A 21,721-nucleotide genomic window follows, 5' to 3' on the forward strand; every position below is an offset into this window, starting at 1 on the left:
GTTCTTTATCACAAACCATTCAGACCCGTTTCTGAACTTCCAGCCTTCGTCTTCCCATCACGGGAAGATCTTGTATTAATCAGATAATACAGCGTTGCATAAATCGTAAGCATAAATGTGCCAAAGAACATACAGAAAGCAAGCGACGGATGACTAACACTCTCATGCATAAGTTCAACCAGCGCCTCTCGATTGGTCAACGCATCCCAGCTGTTCAGGCGATATACACGTCCCAGCAGGACGCCGTAACTCCCCAGTGCACATCCCCCTAGTACAAAGACCCATGAAACCCATCGACCCATCTTGTCATGGATCACTTCCTGAAGCTGATACATCGACAGAAATCCGAGCAGTAACCCCGTCCAAACGAACATTAAGACCACGATTAAGTCATACCAGTACTTGTAGGCCAGCCCATTCCCACTGTCATAATAACGAGAACTGCGAGCCGTCAGATGCACAAGATCCGTTACAATATAGGAAGAGTTCGGGAAGAACAATAGCCAGAGCAGTCCGCTTGCAGCGGCAAACCATGCTGCCCCTTTCCATTTTACATGGCTAAAGCCATAAGCCACATAGGAGAATACAAAAGGTATCCAGCCCAAAAACAGGTTCCAGATCAGGAAGCGAAAATAGTGCTGGTCCAGCCAATCCGCAGCCGCGTAATACAAACCAAGGGTCACCACTGTGACTACACTAAGGAAAATAAATATTTTGATATAATTCAGTTTTCTCAATGATATTTACCTCACTTGATCCAATGAAATACATTCAGTTCCGCACCCATTACTTATAGCCAATACACATTACATAAATTTACTGATAAAGAGCATACTAGGATCATACCATTTCCCAAAGGAGAATCAAATTCACAATGAATCCAAATTCAATGCAGCCTCAAAACCGAAATCAATCCGCAACTAATGCCAATCCAGGTCTCACCCCTCAGATGAACCATGGCGGACATGAAATGTTCGATATGCATGAAATTCTGTCAGGAGCCATCAACGTGTTGGATCAATACATGATCTTCAGAACGTTTGTACAAGATACCGAACTTCTTTCTATTCTTGATCGTCAATACAACTTCATGTTGTCTCAGTACAACCTGACTGCAGAATGTTTCTCAACTGGACACAAACCAAGTCAGGAAACTGCAACCTACATGATTCCAAACATCGTACCACCTGTATATGGTCTGAAACCGTCTGCTCCGAAAAAGCCCAACCAATCCCTTTCAGATGTCAAGGATGCAGGCATCAGCGGTCATATGCTGGGATTAATCAAGTCTCATGCCTCTCTGCTGGCCATGTCTGCGCCTGAAATTACCAATGGAGCCGTGCGTCGAGTCATCGCTTCACAGGTACAACAATTTATCGAGATGGCCTATGAAATTTTTATGTATCAAAATCAACACGCCTATTATCAAGTGCCTCAACTCAACGCAAATGATACCACCCAGATGCTTCAGGCATACGTTCCAGCAAACGGAACACCTCAGATGCCAACTAACAATAAACCGCCTCTCCATTAATTTAAAATAAGTTAGATCAACAAAGAACAGTATCTTCGACCGACCAGGGTTGTAAGATGCTGTTCTTCTTTGTTTTCTGAATCATCTGGTGTTTGCCACATCACTTGGATAACACATCTTTAAGGATTTTGTAGTTGATTCGCTTACCAGGAACTGGTTTAATCAAAATGTGGTCACAACTACTCATCGTGTAACATGGGAGGTATTTGAATGCGAAAGAAGTCATCTGTTAAGATCGGTTTTCTAGCCATGACAATAAGCTTTACGACTATCTGTGCAACACTGACTACACCCCAAATCACGTTGGCTGCACCTGTTTCTGCCTCCAAAGCGGTATATCATCAATTTCAAATTTATTGGAAAAATGCAGCCAAGTCCACGTCCAGCCTGATTCAGGCACGCAAATATCTATTGAATCATATTGATGAAGTCAGCCCTTGGCAGGCCACCTTGATGACTCTCCAACTGGAAAATTTGCAAAAAATCAGACTGGCTGACCTGGATCAAAAAATGTATACGGAACGGTTTCAAAAAGTTCTTGAGGAAGCCCATTCCAACATAGGTTATGAACAAAAGCTTACATATAGCTATCTGCTCAAAGTGATCAAAGACCCTGCAGTTCGCAAACTTTTGCAGGAAGCTGCCGATCTGGGATTCAAACTGGAAACCAGTGAAGGTCTATACTATCCCATCATTAATTATGAGGTGTACAAAAAGTTCCAGCCCTACGTGAAACCTGACATTGTTGCTTACATTGATATTATGGCTGCGGAATCCAACCAGCCCACAACTTCAGATGCTGCCTTTATGATTACCTGGGATGAACTCATCCGTCGCACTTTGGAGAAAGAAGCTTTCCTGAATAACTTCCCAAACTCCAATCGTACGTCAGCAGTCGATAGTTCGCTGTACGTAAGTTACCTGTTTTATGGAAGCGACAACTCCCCCACTTATGACTGGTACACAGAAGAAGAAATCCGTACGGTCGATCCAGAAGTGAAAAAAGCATATGAGAAGGTAGTGGCAAACAGGGAGCCTAACTCGAAGAGTATCCTTCTGGATACAGTGGAGAAGATATTGCATCTTCTCGATCAGAGTAACGACGAACTTACCCCGGAAATTAAAGAAATCATTGAATATGTTGAAAATATATTTTCCAACGATTAAACAACGCACAATTTAAAGTGGACTTTGTTAGTAAAGTCAAAAAAAGCGGCACTCCTTTTTTACGGGATGTGCCGCTTTAGCATGAAACAAGCGCCTTCTTATTCCATTCCAAAAATGTACTATCTCGATACCGATGTAAGTTTATCCGGGTTCACAACAAGATATAATCCCTCAATCCGCTCTCCTAGCGAGTCCAGCTCCAGACACAGCACTTCGGTCAACTGCCCGTTCTCCAATAACGCAAAGTGTGGTTCTCCATTGATAATTGTGGGCACCCACTCTCGTTCTCGCAATCGGGTAAGCACCCGGCGAGAGGTCAACAAGGCGAGTACGCCTTTATGAACTCTCATCGTTCTCATGACCGTATGCACACGTCCACCACCATCTGCAGTAAATACTGGTTGTTCGGCAAGCAGCTCCAGCATCTCGGAGACGTCATAATTTAGAAAAGCGGTTGTAAACCGAGCCAGCAATTGCTCTTTTGCAGCATAATCTGCACTGCTCAGTTCCATCGGAGGAAGTCTATCGGGAAGCTTTCGTCTGGCCCGGCTAAAGATTTGACGACAGTTGCTCTCTGATTTGCCCAGCCACTCTGCTATTTCTGGATATTCATACTGAAAAGCCTCACGAAGTACAAAAACGGCACGCTCAATCGGAGAAAGCTGTTCCAGCATAACCAGATAAGCGTAGGAAATCATCTCCTTCTGCTGCACGGTTGCTTCCGGGTTGTTACCCATTTCACCGTCACTCATCGGTTCGGGAAGCCATTCCCCAACATAACTTTCCCTTTGATTGCGGGCAGAGTTCAGCAGATTCAGACTTCGGTTTACGACTAATTTAGCAATGTAGGACTTGGCATTACGGATATCATCAAGAGACTTGCTTTGAAGTTCTGCAAAACAATCTTGCACTATATCTTCAGCCTCTACGACACTTCCTAACATTCGGTAAGCAATGGAAAAGGCATAAGCCTTGTAATGGATATACAACTCACCAACCTCCAGAGAAGACACTTCTGGCTCATTAGTTAGGGAATTCATTTTTATGAGAATGGCCTCCTCTGGCAAATGGTTGAATGTTTACTTATTAAAGCAGCCAGGGTACATCCCTGTTGTAATGGCAATCCGGTTCCAGCTATTAATGGTGTTGATCGCCATGATCAAATCCACCACTTCGGCATCACTGAAATGTTCTTTAACTTTTTCATACAATTCAAGCGGTACGCCTTCTTCCGAAATAAGCGTTACGGCTTCAGCCAGCTCAAGCATAACACGTTCTTTTTCCGTAAACAAAGGAACCTCGCGCCACACGCTCAGCAGCACAATGTGGTCGGCATAATCGCCAAGCTTCATCAGATCTTTGGCATGCATATCGAGACAAAACGCACAGCCATTGATTTGTGATACACGGATTTTCAGCAGCTCATATAACGGTTTGTCTTCAAACTGACCCGAAACGTGCTGCTCCAATGCCATCATTGCTTTGAAAGCACCTGGATTAGCCGCTCTATAATTCACTCTTAAACTCATTTCATTCGCCTCCGTATTTTGGTCTACAACCTTAAGACAAATCAGGACTCATATCTGTGACACTTTTCTATAAAAAAATTCCTTGGGCATATTCGGGAACAGGTTATAGCTCAATAAAGTTAAGATGAGTAACCTGAATGCAGTTATTCCAGGTATGAATATAGTTCACGTAAGATGTAATATATAAACAGAAATTTCCGTATTTATGTTAGCTGTTTGATGTTTTGTTTGTAATTTTGAACAAATAATGGTGATACATATTGATACACAAAACAAAAGAGTAGTAACATACGGCTACAAAGTAAACTTTCCTGCCATTCAAAAATGAATATTTCATTATCCTAGCAAGGAGTGACTTCCATGATAACTTCCAATTCCAATCCTCAATTTACATCCGAACTGCCTCGCGGCTGCACGTTCTCCGCTGAAGACTGGCATATATTATCTCAATATTGGTATCCGATTGCTCAGGCAAACGACGTGACAGATAAACCACTGGCCGCACAATTGCTCGATGTCCGCCTGGTCCTGTATCGCAGCAACGACAAAGTCGTAGTTGCCAAGGATCTTTGTTTTCACCGTGGTGCCCCGCTCAGTAAAGGTTGGGTAGAAAATGGGGAAATTGTCTGTCCATATCATGGTTTCCGTTACAACTGTGAGGGTAAATGTACCGCCGTGCCTGCACACCCCAGCTCCAAAATCTCTCCCAAACTGAAACTTATCGTATATCCTGCGGTTGAACGTTATGGCCTGATCTGGACTTCACTCGCGGGTACCGATGAGCAGATTCCTGCATTCCCGGGATGGGATGATCCGGACTATATCAACATTCTTCCCCCGAACTTTGATATCGCTGGTTCGGCCGGACGTCAAATGGAAGGATTTCTGGATGTATCTCACTTTGCCTACGTGCATACCGAGACGTTTGGGGACCGGAACAACACCGAAGTTCCCCAATATAAAGTAAAACGAGAAGGCAATGAACTGCTTGCCGAATACTGGAGTTCTGTCAGCAACTATAGTAAAGGTCAGGATAATGTGGCACCCGAAGGTTTTCAGTGGCTGCGTGAATTTCGGGTATTTCCCCCATTCGCCGCATCTCTTACGGTTCACTTCCCGGAAAATGACAAGCTGAACATTTTAAACTGTGCCTCTCCCATCTCTGCACGCTTTACGCGGTTGTTCTGTCCGATTACCCGTAATTTTGACAAAAGTGCCCCGATTGAAGATACAATCAAGTTTAACTTGCAAGTATTTGAGGAAGATCGGGAAATGGTGGAGTCACAAAAGCCAGAGGATTTACCGCTGGATCTGCATGCCGAAGCGCACATTCCCGCAGACCGTACCTCGATTGCATACCGTCAGTTATTGACGGAGCTGGGCTTGGGACGAAATTACACATCCTAAATTGAAAACAAACGGATAAAAAAGAAGCGTTCGTATGAACGCTTCTTTTGGTACAGTTGCTACACTCTCTTCGTGACGATGTACTGGGATTAACCCCACTTTTAATAAGACTATCTGTGTGCCTTATCCTTGATTACTCATATTCACTGGTGGTTCTGTAATACGGACAGCCTGGTTCGTGAATAATACGCGGGTCTATCCATGTTCCCCAATATGGATGACGGTTCACATACGGCTGGGCGTTAGACAGGCTATTCGGATGCGGCATGTTGTTTGTAGCCGGAGATACTTGAGTTGCGCAGTCCACAGGCGGTCCAACGATAACCGTTTTTTGAATCGGAGCAAGTGTGTCCTTGACCTTGTTCTCATCCAGACAATACGTATGGGCAAGCACACTCGCAGGGGTTAGGCGTAAAATATCCGAGCCGAATATGGCTTCAGGAACTGGGGCATCAAAGATAGCCAGCAGATGGGTCTGATCTACCGTTGCCATTTCATAGTGCCACCAGCCTTGTGGAACATTGGCTACCTGGCCCGGCGTAATCGTAAAGTTTAACAACTCATTGGTAAACGGGTTAATGAGGGAAACAACGGCTGAACCGCTGATGCAATATACCAGTTCGGATGCATTCTGGTGGATATGAGGTTCAACTACATTGCCGGTACTCAGAAAAATATCCAGCAGGGAATTATTCCCCAACGTATTTAATTGCTTAAAGGATAGAAAGTTAATATAGTTTTGATCATCCTTTTTGAAGAAAGGATTCTGATTAAGGTCAAATGTAAATTGGGTGGTTGGTAAGGTATAGTCCATATAGGAAGTTGCCAAAATAAAACGCCTGCCCTTCGCTCTCGGTTTAGGTGATAACCTATACGCCAGCTTATGCTCTGGGCTTCTATGCGTGAGCCCATTTATGCCGAAGGCTCGTTTAACCAAAAGAACCCTGATGCAGAAAGCCTGATCAGAGTTTGTTCGTTATTGCTCTTTTTTTCACCCGCATACCATATATGTTCTCATCTTCCATTTTACAGTAAATCATATCCCCCTTTCCCCCATACCATGTTCTAATCCCCTCTGTGTCACTCCATTGCATCGCAGCATAGGCTAATATCATCAATCAAACACTGGAGGCATGCATCATGGCATACGGACCTGGTTCAGTTCCTATCCCGCCAACTGCGGGTTATCCTTACCCTTACTATCCACCGCCACCCTATCCCTACCCATATCCATACCCTTATCCATATCCCTATCCACCCATCGTACCGTTTCCGCTGCCCTTTCCTATCGGAGCTATCGGTGGTCCAGGGTGGCATGGCGGTTACCCGGGTGGTCCGCACGGTCCATTCCCTGGAGGCGGCTATCCGGGTGGACCACATGGAGGACCTGGGGGTCCTGGGGGAGGTTTCCACGGCCATCGTTTCTTCCAATGGTAAAATAGCAATACAGGAGCTGCTACCGGCAGCTCCTATATTTGTTCAATTTTCTTTTAAAACATCCAATGATGCCCTTCCGTAGAACAGATTCTAACCGCTCAATACTCAATCTCATCCATAATCTTCAGATTACGGTTGGAAACTTCCAGCAAGTCTGTAAACGTCTCAGATACATAATAGACAAAGTCCGGATCATGCACATACATAATCACCTGCCCGTAGGTTCCTTTCTCAGTCGGATCAAAATCCAGCATCAAATATATGGAGCCTCCCGCCATCGTTGCAAAAGGAATCCACGCTTTATGGAATAAATAAGGCTTAATCTTCGGGTCCAATTTGCTGATCTCTTCGTCAGAATAGTACTCGTCCAATTTCTCATCTACTTCACAGAAGTATTGTTTGGTTTCCCGAATTTCTTTCAATGACATCAGATAAAACGGATTACATTCCTCTGCCTCCGCATCGCCCGGATACAAGATATGAAATGCATAACCACTGCCATCCTTTCGCTTATAGAAGGCACGAAAATCCTCCGGCAACCGGACGTCATACTCCGTTTCAATTGCATTTAGACTTTGCTCAGAGGCACCCTCCCGATGCTGGTATTCCTCGTATAGCTGCCTTATTTCATCATCTTGGATTTTTTCGTTCAGAAGCTCATTCAGCGTATCAAATAATTCATTCCATTTTGCATTAGTCTCAGGTGACATACTGCACCCCTCCTCTTCTCCACCATCTTTGATCAGCACCATAACTTCACGATTCAGCGTAGGTCTTTTCAGTTCAGGAGCCAAGATTTGCAAGAGTTCCATGAAAATATCTTCAGTCTTGATCTTCAATCATTGGTGTTCACCAACGTAAAGGTTCTTCTCCACGCCATAATACGTAGCGCTCAATTTCACGGAGGGTGCCTGTGCCTATGCCATACTCATCCATCTGATCAGAGTGCATATCAAGAATATGCAGCATACCACCGAACGTACCCACTGCAAGCTTGGACTGGTCAGGAGAGCTCGCCAAGGAATAGATGGTGCTGCCTACAAAATGTCTCCACACTTCCTGCCCATCACCATTCACACAGTATAAATATCCATAGGCGTCACCAATCACCATGCCTGCATCCAATTCCACTGCAGCGTATACACGGGCATTCTCATCCATTACAGGCCAATTTTCATTACTCTCATTACCATCAATCGTTTCCAGTTGAACTTGTATTGTAGCACCGTTATAAAAGTGACAGGCATTAAACCATACCTTCAAGCTGTCTGCGGTGAATACCGCATAATGAGGATAGCTGGATACAGGATAAAGCGAGTATGTCTTATTCTGTTCGCGATCCAAAACCATATGGTTACTTACCTGGCTGCCGTAGGCAATCCAGCGACCGTCACGTGAGACTGCTGCATGACCCATATCAATCTGTGTATCTTCCAACTCATATTCTTCGATCTCTGCAAGATCCGGGTGAAGTAGGGATACATGATCCTGCTCTACCAGGTAGATTCCATAATTGGAGAAGACAAGAACAGATTTCCCGTCATTAAATGGAATAAGTCCTTCAAGTGTGCGTTCCGGATGCTCACAGTCAGCAAGGGATTCGATGCGCGGCAAAACCTTTTGAATGCTGGATTGGATATCTTCCCAGCGATACACCTCAAGTTCTTGTCCTTCCAGTTGACGATCTGGTCGCCTGATGATGCGAATACCTTCTGATCCGGCCAGCGCATAGTCTACACCGTCTGGCGAACAACCTGCAAAAGTATACTTAGATAAAGGCACCAACCCGCTTGGATCAGCGGTATACACACAGGCATTCTCTGTGAAGGTGCCGGTTGTGAATACAACTGCTTCCGCGTTCAGATAACCTACCACCCGGACGGCTTGCATGGAAGACTGAAAATGTTCATTCATAGGCCATGTTGCAGCAGGCAGTTCAAGCCGAAGCCGTTCCAAATCCCCTTGAAGATTGGCTTGCTTCACCATATTCCAGACTTCAGTACTAATCGAGGTTCTGCCGTCCGCCTCCAGCTCCGATTCGTCCACTCGCTCTCCTGTCATGCTTCTTCGTACAAATGCATTGACATCCTTAGCATATCGTTTGCCTTCAATCCGCCACGTTTCTGCAATTTTCTCCTTCAACCAACTCAAAGTTATTCCTCCACTCCACCTCTATTAATAACTGTACAGTGATGTTCCAGCAAAAATTGATCCAGATCGTGTTCCCTTGTACCTTCCGTCCCGTGCATCTCTTCATAGAAAAGAGCAATTTCCCTGCCGTTCGCATAATTAAAACGCAAATAACCACCCATAGAAACCATAAAAAGCTTACATGTGTACTCATTTTCCATCACTGCATCCCACTTGAATCTTGTCTTACACAAATCGGCCAGTTCTTTCATGAAATCTTCACGCTCGACGTTAACCAAGTGGTAAAACGTATGGTTCCGCAGTTCATTCCATGGTTCAAAGTATGCAGGGGTCAGTGGTTTATCCTGATGGTAATACCCGCAATAGATCCGGTCCAGTGTCTCTCCAAAGTCAGCTTCATGGCACGACCACAGCACAATATGCTCATCATGACGCGGAAGCCATAGAAGCCCCTTCACATCTGGATGAATCGCCAGAAAATCACCGTCTACCGAACTACCGATACTGATGCATTCCTGAAGCTGATTCTGAGTAACCGGTGTATCCTCCGTATGCATCCAAAAATCATATTCAGCAAAAGGTTTCAGTACCTCTTGATCCGGTCGCTGCACATTCATCCAGCCAGTGTACGTCCCTTCACCGTATTGCTCCAGCCATTGGCGATATGATGTAGGTAAGGAGATGGAATGCTGTTCTTCAAAATGATTCAGTTCCTTAGCCGGTACAGGCTTCAACGCACGAGTTACAATATACATTCACGACATCTCCCTACGATCATTTTGTTCAAACTCATTCCGTTCAAGATAAACATACACTCCATATCCGGCAGTGTCGGTTCGGTTATCCTACTTCATTTAAGCCAGTTCTTCCTGCACAATTTCGGTTGTTACTCCCTTGCGGTTTACAACGCTAATAGCAAATGCATCATAGCCGTCACGTTTCACCTGCTCAAAATCCATGTGCTCTCCGGTAATTAATTCGTAGGTTCCATCTTCACCCACATCTTCTCCGAACTCATCATCCCACGGCACGTTGTAAAAAGCTGATAGCTGTACCTCAAAAATGTCTTCTCCTTCAACGTCCAAATAGGGCCGTAGTTGCCTGTTATTCAAGTCTTCCTCCGGATATGTCTCACACAGCATGGCATCATACCCGTGTTTGGCAGAATCAATGAGTAAGTAACGTTCACCTGTTACGGTATGCTCCGCATATACGATAAGTGGTGTCGAATCATGCCAGGTTATCAGATCATCATCGGTTAAGTCACCATAATAAAAAATATGGAACTTGTCATGACCATCCCTCGTTTGCAGCTTGCCTTTCCATTCCACTTCATGGGTCTGAACATTCGAAATCTTCTCAACCATACCTTCCAAATAGGAAGGTCCTCTATGTACACCAAACAAATTCATCATCTCGCCTCCGATTTATTCATTCGAATCGTAACGACTTTATGTTCTTCATCAACGTTCAGCTTCACATCAATTTTCAACTTATCATGGAACAATGCCGTAACGTTGATATAAGGATCACGAGCAGCTTCACTGCCTCCATTGCTAGAACGACTCATCCCCTGATGAATAATGGATTGGACCAGTTGTCCATCCCCTTTTCCAGTATTTTTATAACTATAGATCACCTCTTGATCTTTATTATAAAAATTCAATACCGTTGTAAAATCTTTGGCATTGGTATATTGCTTTTCGGATTTCACATATTCGTTCTCCGTGGAATGATAGTTTACCTTACCTGCCAGATAGGGATTGTCTTCACTGCTTTGAATATCGTACTCCTGATAAGCGATGTGAAAAAGGTATTGGATATGATTCATATCGACCCGATAATATAACTGGCGATTGTCTTCCTTCTTATCCATGGCAGCGAAACTGTTGATGAGCGGCCACGCTTCATAGGATTTTCCATTTACATCTATGGCAAGAGCATAGTCAGAGATTACCTTCTCTTTTTGAAATACACCATACGTCTGTAAAATAAAAAACGCCGGAATGAGCAGCGTGCCTATAATCACTGCAAATATAGTCATTTTTAAACGAAAATTCATGATTTCCTCCTTAATAACTCTCGATCTGCCAGTTTATCCTGACTTGTGTTGAAGTTTGGTCAATGTGTGAACAACCAGCTCCCTGTTCTTGGCGTTCTTGATATACGCAGGAATAGTGTGCGAAGCCGTCTTTAATAGTACATTTCCAGGCTTTACGCGCAAATCAGCTGAAATATACGCAATCAAATAGTTTAGATGCTCACGATTAACAGCCCATATCACTTTTCCTCTAACATAGTCGAGAAAATACAATTCCATATCAAACACAGGATCTCGCCCATTCCGAATTTCGGGATAACACCCTCGGTACGCTGGCATTTTATGTAATTCGACATGATTAACAGTCCCGCAGTGCGGACATTCAATATGTGATGATTTATGAGGCGTCTTTTTCTCATCCTTCACTTCAACATTGAACCAGCGCTCACATCTGACGCAATTGCTCTTGGCACTGTACTTGTATTCCGTTTCATGAATTCCATGAGCGTAACATTGCGAACATTTCCATGCCAGATGATCATCTTCCTTTACAATAAATGCGTGTCCGCCACAACTTTTACATTTAACATCAACCTGCTCTCCCCGCCGAAGAACATCATAGAAGCTGTATTTATATGCCCCTTCATCTTCGAAACGTTTCATTTCGAGTCCCCCTTTTCCACTGAAATTTCTTGCTCTCTAATGCCGCATTTCATTACCCACACCACGTTTGGGCGAATCGAAACAATCAACATTTTCCATTTGTTCTATCTAAAATTATATGAAACTCTATTGTTTATCACAAGAAACCTATTCGAAAGTTCATGGTATGCACCAAAAAAAAGATTTGTGACAACTTGAACAACTTAAAGAATCCTGCGGCTGTGGGGCCTCGGTTCCGATGTGGGCAAGTCCGTAGCATACCAAAGAGTATCCATGCATCAGATGATGATCTGAGCGGATACTCTTTTGGCGTATATTCTCATCCAGCGTTGTTACAGATCGAGCAACAGTGACACGAGCAAGCCCATGGATGCAATGAATCCCATAACAGGTCCGCCTGCTTCAAAGGCTTCAGGCATCATGGTTGAGGCAGATCATGGGCAATGATTTCACCTTCCCCAGCCGCCCCACATAAGTGCAGTCCACATTCGGGCCGACCCCTCTATTATTCATTTGTGATCTATCCCTCCTTTAACCCGAACAATCACTCCAAAAAATAGCAAGCCAAATCGAGCGAGTGCAGCTTATCTCTCATCGTCGCTGAATATTCCAAGTGACAAAAGTAAATCCTGTGACCCATGTCACTTGCCTCCCTTCGAAATTACGATATGATGGAGTGATGCAGAATATCGGACTACTGGCCATTACACCGTTATCATTTCACAGAGAGGAAGAATCGTAATGAGCAGGGAAAACAAAGATACAGCTGCTGAGTTTCTACAGCAATTCCCCATCTTCCAGGACCTAAGTCCCGAGGAATTAAAACAGGTCGAAGATATCGCCATTTCCAGAACGATTCACAAAAAATCAGTCATTTTTACCGAAGGCAGTGAAAAAGAGGCTGTTTTTTTCATCCGTACCGGCATTGTCAAAGCATATAAAACCGATGAGAATGGACATGAACAGATTGTTTCTTTTCTGAAAATGGGAGACATGTTTCCGCATACCGGATTCTTCAACTCCCACCCGTATCCAGCAACGGCCGAAGCAATCACACCAACTGAACTGCTTGCCATCCCTGTGCGACTATTTGAACGCCTAATGCTGAACAAACCATCCATTGCGATCAAAATCATGCGTGTACTCGGTGATAAAATACGTGAATTACAGGATAAATTACAAGTACTCTCCGGTCAGGACGTCCGTAACCGTGTACTTTCCTTCCTGTTGATGCTGGCAGAGCAGCACGGGCAAGTCAATGGTAACCAGATCATTATCAACCTGCCCATGACACATCAGGAATTCGCCAATTCCATTGGAACAACCCGGGAAACGGCCAATCGACTACTAAACCAGCTAACAAAGGAACGTCTGCTTGAGGTGGATCGCAATCGGATTATCATTCATGATTTGCAAGCATTGAAAGAACAAAGAGATATATAGTCTGCATATTTAAGAGACCTTAACACCAGTTCATCGTTGTTAAGGTCTCTTTTGAGGAGTATCCACCGCACTTGAAACATAAAAAGCTGGAGCCATTTCCAGTTAATTATGGATACGGTGAAAGGGTTACGACCCGAGGATGTGTTTGTACTCCATACTCCATTTAAGCCTGCACCCCTGCTTGGTATTCTCAAACTGAAGGGGTACTCCCATTGGCGTTACGAAACTGATTACACCATCATTTTGCGTAGTGAAGATATATATCTTGAACGAATGACGAAGAAATAGAAGGTCTGTGCAAGCAGAAATGCACCAAATACGGTTAATACCGGAACAGTATAATTCGTAATACCGAATTCAGTCAAAAACGGTTTCACAACAACGAGCGTTTCAACAATAGAGATCAGGATTGGGAAGAAAAAGAGAACCGCAATCTGAATTGTGGATGATCGTTTCATCTCCTGAAAACTGAGCCCCATTTTAGACAAGGAATGCACCATTTTCCCATCTGCCTCCAAATCCGTGTGCAGTCTGAAGTACAGAAAACTGGCTGAAGAGATTGAGAAGATCAGTCCAATGAATATCCCCAAAAAGGTAAATAGTGCCGTTGTCTGTCTGAATTCTTCGAAGTCAGCATATCGCGTCGTGAAAAAGCCGGAAAAGTCTTTATCGTTCGAGTTGTTTCTAATGATCTCATCCATGCCCTCCAGCCGATCGCTTACCATCACTTCGGATGATTGCCGATCCGGCACCGACTCCCCCCATGAAGGGATATGATAAAGATATTTACCGGAAATAGCATCTTTGTCCAATTGTCCGGCAAGAGCCTTAAACTCTTCATCACTTACAATAACCAGGGCTGATGTATAAAGAAGCCCGTTGAATTCCGGTTCTTTTTCAATATATTTAATATCGAGTGTAACAAGCCCTGAATTCATAGCCAGTGTTAACTGATCCCCCTTGGCATAAGCACGAAATCTTTCCTGACGAAGCGGCTTCTCTACATTGCGTGAATCAACGAATATGCCGGTATGGGATGCGAGCGTATAAGTAGGTTTGTTTTGGATTACGTTAAACTGGTTGAAATCACTTAGAGACATCACACTGATGCCGCTATCCTCCGTACTAGCCCAAAAATATTCCAGATAAGCATTCTGATATTGAAGACCCGCAGCATCAAGAACCTCATTGACGGGTGCCATGTTGGGCTCTTCCGATGCACTGTACACGTTATAACGAATCGGAAAAGGATTGTCCTTAAACACTTGTCGATTCTGTTGATCCAGCGACAAAATGACCACTGCACTCATGGAAGCAATCGCAATAACCACTGTCACCATAAACAGCATGCGTGAGTTATCTTTTATTTTGTAACTCATCTCGGAAATCCATAGCAAGCGTGTACCATGCCACACCCGTTTGCGGTTACGTTTTAACAGACGAATGGCCAGCACAGAAAGCTGCGAGTAGAAAAAATACGTACCTGCAATGCCTGTCACAGCAGCGATCAGAATACTCTCACTCGACAAACTGCCGTAAAGTGCAATGAATCCCGCAGCCAGAAACGCAAGCCCGAGAATAGAGAATATCCATGATGCTTTTGGCTCTTTTTTGGGTTTGCTCGAACCCGTTAGCAGCTCCAATGCTCGCTTATTTCCGATAAAAACCAATGTAAACAGGGAAATGCAAAAGAACAGTACGAAAAAAGCAATTACCGTAATCAACATGGCCTTCAAAGGAAAATAAAAAGGCAGATCGTCCATACCGATAAATCGGGTGGTTAACATCAGGAACAGCTTGGACAACAACATGCCCCCGCCTATCCCGGCTATAATGGAAAGAAATCCAATAAACATATTTTCCAGAATGACCAGTCTTCGAATCTGTCCCGGCTCCGCGCCCAAAAGGGTTAGAATCCCGAATTCCTTGTTCCGTGATTTCAGAAATGCACTAATGGAATACATAACGAAGAAGATCGCGAAAACATATACGATGACGGAGGCAACCTGCATTCCCGCTGCTGTAGTCTTGCCAATCGGCAATTTCTCAACAAACGGATGATAGATAAACATCGCATACGCGAAGAATATCATGACCATGAATGCACTACTTAGGAAAAAGGCGATGTACGCTCGCCCGTTTCGGCGAATGTTGTTAAAGGCGAACTGAGGAAAGCTCATGCGAATTCCCTCCCCAGAAGGATAATGTATCAATAATCCGTTGAAAGAACGTCTGGCGGTTATCTCCACGATGCACTTCGGCTGCGAGCTTGCCATCCTTGATAAACACAATCCGATGGCAATAACTTGCGGCAAGCGGATCATGTGTGACCAGCATAATGGTTGTTTTCTCTTGCTGGTTGATCTGTTCAAGCGATTCCATTACCGCTTGAGATGAGGTGGAGTCCAATGCACCAGTCGGTTCATCGGCAAGTACAATCGATGGCATATTTATCATGGCTCTGGCAATGGCTGTACGCTGCCGCTGTCCGCCCGAGATTTCATAGACGCGTTTATCCAGAATGTGATCAATTCCAAGCTGAGTGGTAATCCGACCGAGTCTGCTCTCCATCTCTTTGTACTTTACCTTGTCCAGTGTCAACGGAAGAACTATATTTTCAGCAACGGTCAAGGTATCGAGCAGATTAAAATCCTGAAATACAAACCCGAGTTCCCGGCGTCGAAACATGGCAAGTTCTTTCTTTTTCATATCAAACGGATTCATGCCATTAATCAGCACCTTGCCTGAACTTGGTTCATCAATGGTCGAGACCATATTGAGCAACGTCGTTTTTCCACTTCCCGATGGTCCCATAATCCCTACAAATTCCCCCTGCTTGATGGTCAGATGAATATCACTAAGGGCCTGAGTCTGCACTTTGCCCTGATACACTTTGTTTAGTGCCGAAACTTGCAGCATTTCCATAGGTGTTTCCCCTCCAACTAAACTATGCTTTGTTTTCATATCCTTATCCTAAACGACCTCCTACAACCCTGCTATCGATTTACCTTAAACTTTCCTTACACAGCGTTTAAGGTTATGTTCTCCCTTCTATGAGGAAATCAGGAATCACCTACATTCATAAAAAAAGCACCTTGCCCATGAGCAAAGCGCCTCTAATTTCGATTCATCCAGCTGAGTCGGACCAATGTTCCTTCATCCGGTTTGGAGAACAATTCTATCTGGTTACCCAAACGCGCACTGATCTCACGAACCAGATACAATCCCATGCCCGTAGATTCATGATACTGTCTTCCCCGTTCTCCGGTGAAGTAAGGATTAAACACACGTTGAATATCTTCAGCAGATATGCCGATACCCTGATCCTGAATATCTAATACGATTCGTTCTTCCTTCATATAGGCAGTAATCGTAACTTTTTTACCTGCTTTGCTATCCGAGTAATTGACGGCATTGGTCAAAATCTGGGTAAACATGAACCGCAGCCATTTGGAGTCACTGTAGACTCGAAGGTCGCTGTCCATGTGGATATCAGGCGTAATTCCTCTACGAATAAACAAACGTCGATTCTCAGCTACGCTGCTTCGAACCACCTCGAGTAGAGACAGAAGCTCTACCCGAAAATCCCCTTCGAATTGTTCCAGACGTGAAGAATGAAGTACCATTTCCAACCCTTTGCGCATTTTATCCAGTTCATCCTGTATGCTGCCTGCTGTTTTATCATCATCCACATCTTCCAGGGTCAACTGAATAATGGACAGGGGGGTCTTCATCTGATGAACCCAACGATTCATGAACACACCCTGCTGCTCATTATGACTGCGCAATTGACCAATCTCATTCTGACGCTTACGCTCCAATTCGTGCATCAATTCCTGTAATGAATCAGCCAGAGGAGCATTGCCAAGCGATTGAAACGGCTCCTGTACCAGCCTTTGTGGCTGCTGCAGCACACGGTAATATGGATGAAGCTGGAAATAACGAACGGTAAGATACACGATTAATACCACTGTACTTAGCAACATGCCATAAAGAACAATTCTCATGGGGCGTTCCTCACCTGACAGCCAATATACACATGGGACAAGCAGCATTTGCAGAAGATAAAATCCAATGAGGGGTCGCTGATCTCTTAAGAACAGTTTCATTATCGCTCCTCTTGGACAGTCGGCTCCAGAGCAAGCAACCGATAACCCGCTCCACGAACGGTTTCCAAAATTTCTTCAGCCCCAAGATCCTTCAGCTTACGGCGAACACGTGTAATGTACACATTCAGCGTATTATCATCAATAAAATGCTGATCTTCCCACATCAGTTCGAGCAAACGTTCCCGCCCAACGACCCGACCTGCCTTGGCCATCAGCGCTTCGACCAACACGGATTCCTTCTGTGTCAGTTCCACGGAACGACCATCGAACTCGAGTACATATCTTTCAGGGTACAGTAACATAGAGCCATTTTTCACTTTCATTTCTGGTTGTACAGCTGCATACACCCCATATGCCCTACGCAGGTGACTACGAACTTTAGCAAGAACGACCTCATACTGGAAAGGCTTCGTAATATAATCATCCGCCCCATGTTCCAGCGCCATAACCTGGTCCATGCCACTGTCACGAGCCGAAATAAATAAAATAGGGCAGATGGAATGCGAACGGATCTGTCTGCACCAGTAGTAGCCATCAAACTGAGGCAGATTCACATCCATTAATACCAAATCCGGACCGAGCTGCACAAACTCATCCAGTACATGACGGAAATCTGTCACAATCTGCACTTGAAAACCGTTTCGGATCAGATATGCCGCCAGCAGTCCGGCGAGCTTTGCATCATCTTCAACCAGCAATATTGATTGCATTGTCAACCCTCTTTCCGTTCCTAAACATGGCTTCTAACATCTAGTTTACCATTCTAGTCAAAAAAGGGGTGGAAATAAAGAGCTAGATCACCAGTCGACCACGTTTCTCTGCCAAGCCAATGGTTGCTTCCACACCAGAATTAAATTCGAGAAAGTCCTGTTCTACCCCGTCACTGAAAATAACGCCGTCCTCCGGCATCTGGGAAACAATCTGCAAAGGCTGTTTCGGATGAATCTGTCCAAACACCAGATTGGCTGCAGTCGTCCTGCTGGGGAAAGGTTCACGAACTGTAAAATACAGATAAGGCGCATCCCAGCCAAAGTGATTCATGTCGCTCGTACTTCCCTGTGCAGATGCTGTGGCAGCGATAGGTGCTTCTGAATAACCTTTCCCTCTAGGGTTCGAGTTTAAATGGGAGCTTCTGCTGTCTCTATCGGGGATGAACACTTCACCCGATTGGATGTGCTGCCACGCTTCCGAGCCCACGACTCCAGCAGCACCTGCCAGCACACTTTTGAACCAGCCCGTCGATCCCATTCCCGTGGATACAATCACCCCGCTGGAGGATTGTTGTTCTACCGATGAACCCATCCGAACTTCATAACGAGCAGATACATGCGTCTTTCGGCCAATGAACAGATCGTTGACGCCATAGAGATACTGCCCATCATTTAGCTCCACTTTGGCCAAAGTCACTTCTTTCAGGGAACGGCGTTTACGAATCACATCAGGTATTATTAAGCTCAAATCCTCCACCGTAAATGGCAGCAGCACCCCATCCCAACGCATTGGATCAGGATTTACGCCAATAAGCGGCTGCTCGGTTACATACTTGAGCGTATTGGCAACCAGACCGTCCTGTCCGACGACGACTACAATGTCCTCTGCTCCAAAAATAAAGTTGGGCACATGTTCCCGATCAATCGTCTGAACCCGGCCCAGTTGGCTGAGCTGCTGCTGGGCCTGCTGCACGGCATGATGATAACGTCTGTCCTCCTCCAGGTAATCACTGAAGTCCGCCCCCAAACGTTCAATATAGAACTGGGCTTGTTGGACCGTATTATAACGAACTACCAATTCTTCCAGCCTTGTTCTGCGTTTGACCAGTATCAGTTTGTATTCAGTCATGGGTTCACTTCCCGCAGTGTGTGCAGCTAGAGTCTGACTTGCCTTCCCAAGTCTCATCGTGCACGACCTCCCTGCTCTCTTGTCGGTGGATTTATCAATCCTTGCAGCAGATCAGGCGAAATGTTAAGCTGTCCAATTTTCCCGGCATTCTCAGCCAGCTCCTGGAATGCAAGGGCAATCAGTTTATCCGAATTCATACCCATGTTAGCCATCGCCTGTAGCACACTAGGTTCCACCTTTTGTAACGAGTTCATCACGGCTGCAATTTCATAAGCTTTGGCATCAGCCTCTGCATTCTGATTGGCAATCGTCAATTCAATAAGCTGCTGTTTCCGTTCCTCCATCGCCGTATTGAATTGCAGCTGTTCCTGCTCCATCTCATTTTGTTTCTGTTTCACTGATCGCTCCGCATGTAATTGCGTTTCTCGAATCTGCTGTTTCTTTGTCTCCACGGCAATTTCCGTGTTTAGCTCATTCTCCTTCACTTTTCGCTCCTGTTCAATGGATGCATTGCGACGTACATACAGTGCTTCGTCGGCTTGACGCAAAATCTCTTCCCGCGCTTGTGCTTCCAGTGCACGCATCGTCTCTTTATTGGGCAAAATAGCCAGAATGGACAAACTCATCAGTTCTACGCCCAATTTCTCCAGTTCCTCACTTTGCACCACTTCCCGTTTCATGCTGCTGGCCAGCCGTTCACTCGATTGAATGGCTTCCTTCAGCGGCATTTGCTCCAGATGTTTTTTGGTCAGCACCTTGGCGGTCGTAATTACACGTTGATCCAACTTGCCAGGATCGTCGGAGATATATCTGTTTTTGCGCAAATTGTACGTGTAGTTCAAGCTTTGGGTGATTTTCATATAATCAACGATACGATAGCTCAGTTGACCCTGAACGGTAACCGTTTGATAATCGGCTGTGATTTCTTCGAACATAAAGGGAACATCCACGGAAGATACAGGCAGCACCACCACCGAAGTCGTCGGCTCATAATAATAAAAGGATAAACCTACACCTTGACGCTGTACCTGCCCATTCTTCACTTTCATTACGTACTCACTGGGTTGAAACTTCACGAATCGGAATCCAAACATCGTTCATTCCCCATTTCTTAATAATGTCATTATGATATTATCGAAATGATAACAAACGAATTCGATATTGTCAATATGACATTAACAACTTTTTTTTGCTTTTGACATCAAAAAAAAGACCTACCTTAGGCAAAAGCCTTGAGATAGGTCGATTTTCTATAATTATAGTCAGTAATGACAACTCATTATGGGTTAGGTTATGCGAGGCGCTAGCCTAACATTAGGATTCATCTCGTTGTTAATCAACGTTAAGCATTTATTTATTTTGCTCAGCGCTCTTTAAGATCAGATCAACAAACAAATCAATTTGGGCTGTGATGGCGATTGGATCATATCGATAGAATGTGTCAAAATCATTCTCGAAGAATCGGTGATTCTTCACCGCATCCAGACCGTTCCACACTTTGGACTGTTTGAATTCCTTCAGTGCTTCACCTTTTTTCTCAGGATCGTACACCGTCATGAACATATAATCTGTTGCATATTCAGGCAGTACTTCTAGTGATAGCTGCACGGTCTGATTGTCTTTGCTCACCTTGCTCGGCATTTTCAGCTTCAAAGCGTTGTATACAACTTGTCCGCCCCGGCCTGCGTTGTCGCCAAAGATCCACAGGTCTCCTTTGTCCGTCAACTCGTATAATCCTACGGTCGTATTTTCGTCCACGATGCCTTTCAGCTTCTCGCGTCCCTCTGCCGCCTTTTGCTCATAATCGGCAATGAACGACTTCGCCTGCTCCGGTTGACCAATCAAATCACCAAACAGCTCCACGGTCTTGTAGATATCTGTCGCTGTACCATATGGGATATGCACAGTTGGTGCAATTTTGGAAAGTTCCTCGTAGTTATCATCATACATCACAACGATTAAGTCAGGCTGTAATTCCAGCGTCTTCTCCACGTTAACGGGATAGCCCACGTCTGTAGTGTCTTTTAGCTTGTCCTTAATAAACGGATTATCAAAAGCACTGGGCTCCACACCAATCAGATTACCACCTACAGACAGAATTTCGCCCCCGTAGTAATCAGTCACGATGCGTTTCGGATGCGCAGGAATGGTAATTGTTCCTTTATCCGTCTCATACTCGCGTGTTTCACTATCCGCTGATTCATTCTGAGCTGTATCGCTTCCAGTGGATTCCTGATTCTCAGTTGTCTGTCCTGAGCCGCTCCCCGTTTCATCCGTTGTCTTTCCTGCATTTCCGCAGCCCGCAAGAACTAGCGTAAACACAATGAATAATGTGCAAATGGAAAGAATTGATTTGGATTTAAACATAAACATGATGCCCCCTAAAATTCAACACTTTTTA

General features: G+C 44.7%; 23 protein-coding genes and 1 pseudogene. 6 read left to right on the plus strand and 18 right to left on the minus strand.

What is annotated here, in order from left to right:
• Positions 1-8: 8 nt before the first annotated feature.
• Complete coding sequence (locus MHB49_RS21570) at positions 9-737, minus strand: DUF1361 domain-containing protein (protein WP_405152950.1); 729 nt, start codon at positions 735-737, stop codon at positions 9-11.
• Between the two features lie 152 nt (positions 738-889).
• Between MHB49_RS21570 and MHB49_RS21575 the strand changes: the two genes are divergently transcribed.
• Together MHB49_RS21575 and MHB49_RS21580 are read left to right on the plus strand one after the other, a co-directional pair.
• Entirely contained in the window at positions 890-1,534 is a 645-nt protein-coding gene (locus MHB49_RS21575; protein WP_405157212.1) for a spore coat protein, read from the plus strand.
• Between the two features lie 210 nt (positions 1,535-1,744).
• Entirely contained in the window at positions 1,745-2,701 is a 957-nt protein-coding gene (locus MHB49_RS21580) for a hypothetical protein (RefSeq protein ID WP_405152951.1), read from the plus strand.
• 119 nt (positions 2,702-2,820) lie between these two features.
• Here the strand turns inward: MHB49_RS21580 and MHB49_RS21585 are convergent, their stop codons facing one another.
• Complete coding sequence (locus tag MHB49_RS21585; protein ID WP_405152952.1) at positions 2,821-3,741, minus strand: sigma-70 family RNA polymerase sigma factor; 921 nt, start codon at positions 3,739-3,741, stop codon at positions 2,821-2,823.
• Between the two features lie 39 nt (positions 3,742-3,780).
• On the minus strand, positions 3,781-4,230 hold the full coding sequence (locus MHB49_RS21590) for a carboxymuconolactone decarboxylase family protein (protein WP_405152953.1): 450 nt from the start codon (positions 4,228-4,230) through the stop codon (positions 3,781-3,783).
• A 360-nt stretch (positions 4,231-4,590) separates the two neighbouring features.
• On the opposite strand from MHB49_RS21590, the gene MHB49_RS21595 reads away from it, so the two are divergent.
• Complete coding sequence (locus MHB49_RS21595; RefSeq protein WP_405152954.1) at positions 4,591-5,637, plus strand: Rieske 2Fe-2S domain-containing protein; 1,047 nt, start codon at positions 4,591-4,593, stop codon at positions 5,635-5,637.
• Positions 5,638-5,770: 133 nt separating this feature from the next.
• On the opposite strand, the gene MHB49_RS21600 is transcribed toward MHB49_RS21595, so the two are convergent.
• A complete protein-coding gene (locus MHB49_RS21600; RefSeq protein WP_405152955.1) occupies positions 5,771-6,466 on the minus strand; it encodes a cupin domain-containing protein in 696 nt (231 codons plus the stop codon).
• 311 nt (positions 6,467-6,777) lie between these two features.
• Here MHB49_RS21600 and MHB49_RS21605 point away from each other — a divergent pair, with 311 nt between their 5' ends.
• Positions 6,778-7,074, plus strand: a complete 297-nt coding sequence (locus MHB49_RS21605; protein ID WP_405152956.1) for a hypothetical protein — start codon at positions 6,778-6,780, stop codon at positions 7,072-7,074.
• Between the two features lie 98 nt (positions 7,075-7,172).
• Here MHB49_RS21605 and MHB49_RS21610 read toward each other — a convergent pair whose 3' ends face one another.
• From MHB49_RS21610 to MHB49_RS21640, 7 genes and pseudogenes are all read right to left on the minus strand, one after another.
• Positions 7,173-7,886, minus strand: a complete 714-nt coding sequence (locus MHB49_RS21610; RefSeq protein ID WP_405152957.1) for an SMI1/KNR4 family protein — start codon at positions 7,884-7,886, stop codon at positions 7,173-7,175.
• Between the two features lie 37 nt (positions 7,887-7,923).
• Positions 7,924-9,225 (minus strand): hypothetical protein, encoded by a 1,302-nt coding sequence (locus tag MHB49_RS21615; protein WP_405152958.1) that lies wholly within the window; start codon positions 9,223-9,225, stop codon positions 7,924-7,926.
• A gap of 2 nt (positions 9,226-9,227) precedes the next feature.
• Positions 9,228-9,980 (minus strand): SMI1/KNR4 family protein, encoded by a 753-nt coding sequence (locus MHB49_RS21620; protein WP_405152959.1) that lies wholly within the window; start codon positions 9,978-9,980, stop codon positions 9,228-9,230.
• 99 nt (positions 9,981-10,079) lie between these two features.
• Complete coding sequence (locus MHB49_RS21625; protein ID WP_405152960.1) at positions 10,080-10,640, minus strand: hypothetical protein; 561 nt, start codon at positions 10,638-10,640, stop codon at positions 10,080-10,082.
• Positions 10,637-11,287, minus strand: a complete 651-nt coding sequence (locus MHB49_RS21630; RefSeq protein ID WP_405152961.1) for a hypothetical protein — start codon at positions 11,285-11,287, stop codon at positions 10,637-10,639. The genes MHB49_RS21625 and MHB49_RS21630 overlap by 4 nt, the downstream gene beginning before the upstream one ends.
• A gap of 33 nt (positions 11,288-11,320) precedes the next feature.
• On the minus strand, positions 11,321-11,929 hold the full coding sequence (locus MHB49_RS21635) for a hypothetical protein (protein ID WP_405152962.1): 609 nt from the start codon (positions 11,927-11,929) through the stop codon (positions 11,321-11,323).
• A 332-nt stretch (positions 11,930-12,261) separates the two neighbouring features.
• Positions 12,262-12,360: pseudogene (locus tag MHB49_RS21640) on the minus strand (ZIP family metal transporter); the annotation flags it as partial.
• 310 nt (positions 12,361-12,670) lie between these two features.
• Between MHB49_RS21640 and MHB49_RS21645 the strand changes: the two are divergent.
• Positions 12,671-13,372, plus strand: coding sequence for a Crp/Fnr family transcriptional regulator (locus MHB49_RS21645; RefSeq protein WP_405152963.1), 702 nt, complete (start codon positions 12,671-12,673; stop codon positions 13,370-13,372).
• 108 nt (positions 13,373-13,480) lie between these two features.
• Positions 13,481-13,660, plus strand: a complete 180-nt coding sequence (locus MHB49_RS21650) for a hypothetical protein (protein ID WP_405152964.1) — start codon at positions 13,481-13,483, stop codon at positions 13,658-13,660.
• Here MHB49_RS21650 and MHB49_RS21655 read toward each other — a convergent pair.
• From MHB49_RS21655 to MHB49_RS21685, 7 genes are all read right to left on the minus strand, one after another.
• Positions 13,603-15,552, minus strand: a complete 1,950-nt coding sequence (locus MHB49_RS21655) for an FtsX-like permease family protein (RefSeq protein ID WP_405152965.1) — start codon at positions 15,550-15,552, stop codon at positions 13,603-13,605. The two genes, MHB49_RS21650 and MHB49_RS21655, sit on opposite strands and share 58 nt — an antisense overlap.
• Positions 15,527-16,297, minus strand: coding sequence for an ABC transporter ATP-binding protein (locus tag MHB49_RS21660; RefSeq protein ID WP_405152966.1), 771 nt, complete (start codon positions 16,295-16,297; stop codon positions 15,527-15,529). The genes MHB49_RS21655 and MHB49_RS21660 overlap by 26 nt, the downstream gene beginning before the upstream one ends.
• Before the next feature lie 191 nt (positions 16,298-16,488).
• Positions 16,489-17,481, minus strand: a complete 993-nt coding sequence (locus MHB49_RS21665; protein ID WP_405152967.1) for a sensor histidine kinase — start codon at positions 17,479-17,481, stop codon at positions 16,489-16,491.
• The gene (locus tag MHB49_RS21670; protein WP_405152968.1) at positions 17,481-18,191 is read right to left on the minus strand and encodes a response regulator transcription factor; all 711 of its coding nucleotides are present in this window, start codon (positions 18,189-18,191) and stop codon (positions 17,481-17,483) included. The genes MHB49_RS21665 and MHB49_RS21670 overlap by 1 nt, the downstream gene beginning before the upstream one ends.
• Positions 18,192-18,273: 82 nt before the next feature.
• Positions 18,274-19,377: a sugar kinase gene (locus MHB49_RS21675; RefSeq protein WP_405152969.1), complete on the minus strand. Its 1,104-nt coding sequence runs from the start codon at positions 19,375-19,377 to the stop codon at positions 18,274-18,276.
• Positions 19,374-20,414 (minus strand): SPFH domain-containing protein, encoded by a 1,041-nt coding sequence (locus tag MHB49_RS21680; protein ID WP_405152970.1) that lies wholly within the window; start codon positions 20,412-20,414, stop codon positions 19,374-19,376. Before MHB49_RS21680 ends, MHB49_RS21675 begins: the two co-directional genes overlap by 4 nt.
• A 256-nt stretch (positions 20,415-20,670) precedes the next feature.
• A complete protein-coding gene (locus tag MHB49_RS21685) occupies positions 20,671-21,687 on the minus strand; it encodes an iron-hydroxamate ABC transporter substrate-binding protein (protein WP_405152971.1) in 1,017 nt (338 codons plus the stop codon).
• Between the last annotated feature and the right edge of the window lie 34 nt (positions 21,688-21,721).

The organism is Paenibacillus sp. FSL K6-0108, assembly GCF_045040695.1.
Classification (GTDB): domain Bacteria; phylum Bacillota; class Bacilli; order Paenibacillales; family Paenibacillaceae; genus Paenibacillus; species Paenibacillus pabuli_B.

What these genes read in the sequence shown, in the direction of transcription:
- MHB49_RS21575 (WP_405157212.1), top strand. Translation starts at nt 890, where the DNA reads ATGCAGCCTCAAAACCGAAATCAATCCGCAACTAATGCCAATCCAGGT.
- MHB49_RS21580 (WP_405152951.1), top strand. Translation starts at nt 1,745, where the DNA reads ATGCGAAAGAAGTCATCTGTTAAGATCGGTTTTCTAGCCATGACAATA.
- MHB49_RS21585 (WP_405152952.1), bottom strand. Translation starts at nt 3,741, where the DNA reads ATGAATTCCCTAACTAATGAGCCAGAAGTGTCTTCTCTGGAGGTTGGT.
- MHB49_RS21590 (WP_405152953.1), bottom strand. Translation starts at nt 4,230, where the DNA reads ATGAGTTTAAGAGTGAATTATAGAGCGGCTAATCCAGGTGCTTTCAAA.
- MHB49_RS21595 (WP_405152954.1), top strand. Translation starts at nt 4,591, where the DNA reads ATGATAACTTCCAATTCCAATCCTCAATTTACATCCGAACTGCCTCGC.
- MHB49_RS21605 (WP_405152956.1), top strand. Translation starts at nt 6,778, where the DNA reads ATGGCATACGGACCTGGTTCAGTTCCTATCCCGCCAACTGCGGGTTAT.
- MHB49_RS21610 (WP_405152957.1), bottom strand. Translation starts at nt 7,886, where the DNA reads ATGGAACTCTTGCAAATCTTGGCTCCTGAACTGAAAAGACCTACGCTG.
- MHB49_RS21620 (WP_405152959.1), bottom strand. Translation starts at nt 9,980, where the DNA reads ATGTATATTGTAACTCGTGCGTTGAAGCCTGTACCGGCTAAGGAACTG.
- MHB49_RS21625 (WP_405152960.1), bottom strand. Translation starts at nt 10,640, where the DNA reads ATGATGAATTTGTTTGGTGTACATAGAGGACCTTCCTATTTGGAAGGT.
- MHB49_RS21630 (WP_405152961.1), bottom strand. Translation starts at nt 11,287, where the DNA reads ATGAATTTTCGTTTAAAAATGACTATATTTGCAGTGATTATAGGCACG.
- MHB49_RS21635 (WP_405152962.1), bottom strand. Translation starts at nt 11,929, where the DNA reads ATGAAACGTTTCGAAGATGAAGGGGCATATAAATACAGCTTCTATGAT.
- MHB49_RS21645 (WP_405152963.1), top strand. Translation starts at nt 12,671, where the DNA reads ATGAGCAGGGAAAACAAAGATACAGCTGCTGAGTTTCTACAGCAATTC.
- MHB49_RS21650 (WP_405152964.1), top strand. Translation starts at nt 13,481, where the DNA reads ATGGATACGGTGAAAGGGTTACGACCCGAGGATGTGTTTGTACTCCAT.
- MHB49_RS21655 (WP_405152965.1), bottom strand. Translation starts at nt 15,552, where the DNA reads ATGAGCTTTCCTCAGTTCGCCTTTAACAACATTCGCCGAAACGGGCGA.
- MHB49_RS21660 (WP_405152966.1), bottom strand. Translation starts at nt 16,297, where the DNA reads ATGGAAATGCTGCAAGTTTCGGCACTAAACAAAGTGTATCAGGGCAAA.
- MHB49_RS21665 (WP_405152967.1), bottom strand. Translation starts at nt 17,481, where the DNA reads ATGAAACTGTTCTTAAGAGATCAGCGACCCCTCATTGGATTTTATCTT.
- MHB49_RS21670 (WP_405152968.1), bottom strand. Translation starts at nt 18,191, where the DNA reads ATGCAATCAATATTGCTGGTTGAAGATGATGCAAAGCTCGCCGGACTG.
- MHB49_RS21675 (WP_405152969.1), bottom strand. Translation starts at nt 19,377, where the DNA reads ATGAGACTTGGGAAGGCAAGTCAGACTCTAGCTGCACACACTGCGGGA.
- MHB49_RS21680 (WP_405152970.1), bottom strand. Translation starts at nt 20,414, where the DNA reads ATGTTTGGATTCCGATTCGTGAAGTTTCAACCCAGTGAGTACGTAATG.
- MHB49_RS21685 (WP_405152971.1), bottom strand. Translation starts at nt 21,687, where the DNA reads ATGTTTAAATCCAAATCAATTCTTTCCATTTGCACATTATTCATTGTG.